We start from the raw sequence: 5,094 nt of genomic DNA, 5'->3' as shown, positions 1-5,094 counted from the left end.
CCGCGCGGGCGGGCTCATGGCGGTTGAGGATCACATCAACCTGACCGGGCTGAACCCGCTGCGCGGCCCGAACGACTCGGCGCGCGGCCCGCGGTTCCCGGACATGACCGACGCCTGGGATCCGCGGCTCCGCGCCGCGCTCAACGACTGCGCCGCGGAGCGGGGGATACAGCTCCGCAGCGGGGTCTACGTCGGCCTCGTCGGGCCGTCCTACGAGACGCCCGCCGAGGTGCGGATGCTCCGGGCGATGGGCGCGGACGCGGTCGGGATGTCGACCGTGCTCGAGGCTGTCGCCGCGCGCCACCTCGGGGCGCGGATCGTCGGGATCTCGTGCATCACGAACGCCGCCGCGCAGGCGGGCGGTCCCAAGCTCACGCACGAGGACGTGCAGCTCGCGGCGGCCCGCGCCGCCGACGATCTCACGCGGCTCATCGGGGCGGCGATGCCGTCGTTCGCGGAGGCGGGGCGATGAGCCGGGACTGGGAGCCGCTCGAGGCTGCCGCGCGCGAGGCGCGGGAGCGGGCGTACGCGCCGTACTCGTCGTTCTGCGTCGGCGCCGCGGTGCTCGCGTCCGGACGCGTGTTCGCCGGGTGCAACGTGGAGAACGCGTCGTACCCGGTCGGGATCTGCGCGGAGCGCGCCGCCCTGGCCGCGGCGGTCGCCGCCGGGTGCCGGGATCTCGCGGCCGTGGTCGTCGTGGGCCCGAAGCCGGTCGCGCCGTGCGGGATGTGCCGGCAGGCGCTCGCCGAGTTCAACCCGGCCGCCGAGGTGCGGATCGTCGGCGCGGACGGCGGTGAGCCGATCGAGACCACGCTCGCCGCGCTCCTGCCGCAGCCGTTCGGCCCGGGGCTGTGAAGGAGCGGGCTCACGCGGAGCGTGCCATGGGCTCGCCTGTCAGAGACTCTCTGAAGACCGGGGCGCTCGCGGGGATCGCCGTGGGGATCGTCGTTGGGCTCGCGGAGAGCTGCTTCGCGCTCGCGGCCGCCTCGTCGAGCCGGGCCCCGGCGCTCGGCTGTGCCCTCGCGCCGATCTTCTTCCTGACCCTCCTCGCGCCCGTCGGCGCGGTCGGCGGCGGGGCGCTCGGGCTCTGGTTCTGGTGCTGGCACGGCAAGGGCGCGGTCGACCTGCGGGCGGGAGCCGCCGAGCGGTACCGGGCCTTCCGGGCCGGTGCGGTGGCGCCGCTCGGCTGGTTCTGGGCGGTCGGCCTCTGCGTGGCCGCCGCGCTCGCGGCCGGCGGGACGCTCTACTCCGCGTTTGACGAGGCGTTCGAGAACAAGCCGCTCGCGGGCGTCCTGTGCGCGGCGATCCTGCTCGCGCTCTGCGTGGCCCTCGGCGTCGTGCTGCGGCGCGCGTTCCTCGGGCTCGGGCGCGCGGTCGCGTCGCTGCGCGGCCGGGGGCTCGGGCGGATGCTCGGGAGCGTCGGCCTGGCGATCGCCTCGCTCGCCGTCGTCCTCGCCGGGATCGCCGTCGCCGCCGCGCTCGCCTGGGACACGCTCCGGGACGTCGGGTTCGAGCTCGTCGCGTGGATCGCCGCGCTGCCCTGCGCCTTCCTCCTCGCCTTCGCGCTCGCCGTGGCGTTCTCGCCCAGGTGGACGCGGTGGCGGCGCACGGGCGCCTGGACGATCGGCCTCGTCGTCCTGGGACCTGCGGCGGCGCTCGGGCTCGGCGAGGTCGAGGCCGTGCGGCAGGCCGCCCTGCAGCAGGACACCCCGTCGAGCGTCGTCGTCTCGGGCTTCCTCGCGGCGAGCGACCTCGACGGCGACGGCGCGTCGCCCTTCCTGGGCGGCGGGGACTGCGCTCCGTTCGACGCGTCGATCGGCCCGGGCGCCACGGAGATCCCGGGCAACGGCGTCGACGAGAACTGCGTCGCCGGGGACGCCTCCGCCCGGTCGCAGGAGCTGCGCAACGCGAAGGCGTACGCCGCGCCGCCGCCGGGCTTCCCGGCGAAGCCGAACCTCGTGCTCGTCACCGTGGACGCGCTGCGCGCCGACCACACGAGCCTGCACGGCTACGGGCGCGCGACCACGCCGCGGCTCGATCGGCACGCGAAGGGCGGCGTCGTGTTCGACCGCGCGTACAGCCAGGGCACCGGCACGATCTCGTCCATGCCCTCGCTCATGACCTCGAAGTACTCCTACCAGGTCAGCTACGTCGACGACCTGATGCCGCCGGCGATCGACCCGCGGGAGACGCTCCTCGCGGAGCACCTGAAGCGCGCGGGGTACGCGACGATGAGCGTCACCTCGATAGGCTACGCCAACGGCCCGCGGTGGGGCCTCCTGCAAGGGTTCGACGAGACCGATCAGGCGGCGAGCAAGCCGCACCCCAACGACACCGTGACGTCGCCGAGGATCCTGGCGAGCGCCAAGGCGCTCTACCAGAAGGCCAGGCGGGGCAAGCGGCCGTTCTTCCTGTGGGTGCACTTCTACGATCCGCACGGCAAGTACCTCGACCACGAGGGGCGGCCGCGTTTCGGGGGATCGCAGATGGACAAGTACGACGGCGAGATCCTGTTCACCGACAGGTACGTCGGCCAGCTGCTCGACCTCGTGCGCGCGCCCGGGGCGCCGCCGACCGTCGTCGTCTTCGGCGCGGATCACGGCGACGGCTTCCGGGAGGATCGCGGGAAGAGCAACCACGCCTACGGGCTCTACGAGGAGCTGCTCCACGTGCCGCTCGTCGTCTGGGCGCCCGGGGCCGCGCCGCGCCGCGTCGACACGCCGGTCGCGAACGTCGACATCGCGGCGACGCTGCTCAACGCCGCAGGGCTGAAGCGGCCCTACCTGCGCGGGGACTCGCTCTTCCCGTACCTCTACGCCGGGCACCGCGACGCCGATCGGCTGGTCTTCAGCGAGAAGACGTTCGGGCAGGGCGCGAAGAAGCGGTTCCAGAAGTCGGTGACCGGGATGCGGTGGAAGATGATCCGCTGGGTGAACGAGCGCCGCGAGTTCCTGTTCGACCTGCGGGAGGATCCCAAGGAGAAGCGCAACGCCATGCAGGCCCGCCCCGACATCGCGGCCGCGCTGCGGGCGCAGATCGATCGCTTCGTCGAGCGCAACTCGATCAGCACGCTGGAGCTCGAGGCGAGGTAGTCGAGCGGCCCGGCGCGGTTTTCGAGATTAACGGGTTGCCGATCGGCTCAGATCGGGTATTTTCGATAGGTTCTCGTCTCCAAACGCAAGGGAGTCCATGACGGTCCCCGTCGTCTATGATGAGGTCATCGAGATCTGTTCTCAGGAAGATGGGAGCGAGCGCGTCGAGATCGACGACGTCTCGGCCGCGCTGACCCGCCTCGGATATCGCCCCGTCCAGCTGCCGGTCAACGGGAGCGTCGACGAGTCCTCGTTCCGGGATCTCGGCGCGAAGCTCGTCTTCAACTGCGTCGACTCCCTCGACGAGAGCGGGCGGCACGGCCACGTCGTCCCGTCGATCCTCGACGATCTCGAGCTCCCCTACACGGGGTCGAGCGCCGACGCGATCTACCTCACCTCGAACAAGGTGATCGCGAAGCGCCTGCTCCGGGCCCACGGGCTCAGGACGCCGCGGTGGTGCACGGTCGATCGCGCCGCCGCGAACGACGTCCCGCTCGCGCCGCCGTACATCCTCAAGCACGTCTGGGAGGACGCGTCGTTCGGCCTCGACAAGCACTCGGTGTTTCACGGGACTGCGGAGCTCGAGGCCCGCGCCTCGGGCATGGCGAAGGAGGGGCGGGACGACTGGTTCGTCGAGGCGTTCGTCGACGGCCGGGAGTTCAACGTCTCGCTCATCTCCGACCGCGGCGGCCCCCGCGTGCTCCCCCCGATGGAGCTCGAGTTCCACGGCTTCGAATCGGGCAGGCCCTGCATCGTCGACTACGAGACCAAGTGGGGGAGCGATCCCGGGAGCGGCGCGCGCCTCGAGCGGCGGTTCGGCTTCTCCGGAAGCGACGCCCGGCTGGTCGACGAGCTCGCCGAGATGGCCCGCAGGTGCTGGGGCGTCTTCAGCCTCGGAGGGTACGCCCGGGTCGACTTCCGGGTGGACCGGGAGGGCAGGCCGTGGATCCTCGAGATCAACGCCAACCCCTACCTGGGGACCGACTCGAGCTTCCTCGCCGCGGCCGCGCGGGGCGGCCTGGGGTTCGACGACGTCATCCGGATCGTCGTGGACGACGCGCTCGGCCGGAGCGCCTAGTCGGGCCGCTTCTTCTCCGGCAGGATCAGCGAGAACAGCACGGCCATCGCGAACGCGAAGACGAAGCTCGTGAGCCGCTCCGAGACTCCCGTGCTCTCCTGGAGCATGCTCTTCCACAGGATCGTGCCCACCGTGCCCGAGACGAGCGACGCGATCACGCCGGCGCGCGACACGCGCTTCCAGAAGAGGATGAGCAGCAGCGCCGGGCCGAACGACGAGCCGATGCCCGACCAGGCGTAGGACACGAGGCCGAACACCGAGTCCTGCACGGTGAGCGCGAGCAGGAAGGCGGCGAGCCCCACGGCGAGGGTGACGATCCGGTTGAACCAGAGGGCGCGCTTCCCCTCCATCCGCGTCTTCGCGAAGCTCCCGTGGACGTCCTCGGTGATGGTCGACGAGCAGAGGATGATCTCCGCCGAGGCGGTGGACATCATGGCCGAGATCGCGCCGCTCAGCATGATCCCGGCGAGCACCGGGAGCATGAAGGCGCTGACGAGCACCGGGAAGATCAGCTCGAACCCCTTGTGCTCCGTGTCCGAGAGGCGCGCGACCGCGTCGGGCTCGACGAGCCCCCCCTGCACGAACGCGATGCCGATGAAGCCTATCAGGATCGCGCCCGCGTAGGCGAGCAGCGTCCAGGCGCCGGCCACCCACTTGCCCCGGTCGTAGTCCGCGCGGCTGCGCACGAGCATGAGCCGCGTGAGGAGCTGCGGCTGCCCCGTGTAGCCGAGCGCCCAGCTCATGCCGCTGACGATCAGGAGGAGCGCGGCGGCGCCGGTCTCGCCGCCCGTGACCGAGTCGTACAGGTAGCCCTTGTGGAAGTGCTCCGCGGCGGTGTGCAGCGACGCCATCAGCTCGAGGTCGTGCGACGCCATGACGAAGAGCAGGATGACCGGCATGACGATGAGCGACACGATCATGAGG

5 protein-coding genes are annotated in these 5,094 nt (G+C 71.8%); 4 read left to right on the top strand and 1 reads right to left on the bottom strand.

The features are described 5' to 3' along the window. From M0R80_31320 to M0R80_31305, 4 genes are all read left to right on the top strand, one after another. Nucleotides 1-472 (top strand): purine-nucleoside phosphorylase (locus tag M0R80_31320; protein MCK9464133.1); only part of this gene is annotated, 472 nt, incomplete at its 5' end. Next, nucleotides 469-855 (top strand): cytidine deaminase, encoded by a 387-nt coding sequence (locus M0R80_31315; protein ID MCK9464132.1) that lies wholly within the window; start codon nucleotides 469-471, stop codon nucleotides 853-855. The genes M0R80_31320 and M0R80_31315, both read left to right, overlap by 4 nt. A 26-nt stretch (nucleotides 856-881) precedes the next feature. Further along, nucleotides 882-3,092, top strand: coding sequence for a sulfatase (locus tag M0R80_31310; GenBank protein MCK9464131.1), 2,211 nt, complete (start codon nucleotides 882-884; stop codon nucleotides 3,090-3,092). Nucleotides 3,093-3,189: 97 nt separating this feature from the next. After that, nucleotides 3,190-4,170, top strand: coding sequence for a D-alanine--D-alanine ligase (locus M0R80_31305; GenBank protein MCK9464130.1), 981 nt, complete (start codon nucleotides 3,190-3,192; stop codon nucleotides 4,168-4,170). Here M0R80_31305 and M0R80_31300 read toward each other — a convergent pair. Further along, nucleotides 4,167-5,094: SMR family transporter (locus M0R80_31300; GenBank protein MCK9464129.1), on the bottom strand; the 928-nt coding region annotated here is incomplete at its 5' end. The genes M0R80_31305 and M0R80_31300 overlap by 4 nt on opposite strands.

Source organism: Pseudomonadota bacterium, from assembly GCA_023229365.1.
Taxonomy (GTDB): Bacteria; Myxococcota_A; Polyangia; order JAAYKL01; family JAAYKL01; genus JALNZK01.
Note: the sequence above shows the minus strand (reverse complement) of the source record. Positions and strands in the feature narration are given on the sequence as shown.

What these genes read in the sequence shown, in the direction of transcription:
- M0R80_31305 (MCK9464130.1), top strand. Translation starts at nt 3,190, where the DNA reads ATGACGGTCCCCGTCGTCTATGATGAGGTCATCGAGATCTGTTCTCAG.
- M0R80_31315 (MCK9464132.1), top strand. Translation starts at nt 469, where the DNA reads ATGAGCCGGGACTGGGAGCCGCTCGAGGCTGCCGCGCGCGAGGCGCGG.
- M0R80_31310 (MCK9464131.1), top strand. Translation starts at nt 882, where the DNA reads ATGGGCTCGCCTGTCAGAGACTCTCTGAAGACCGGGGCGCTCGCGGGG.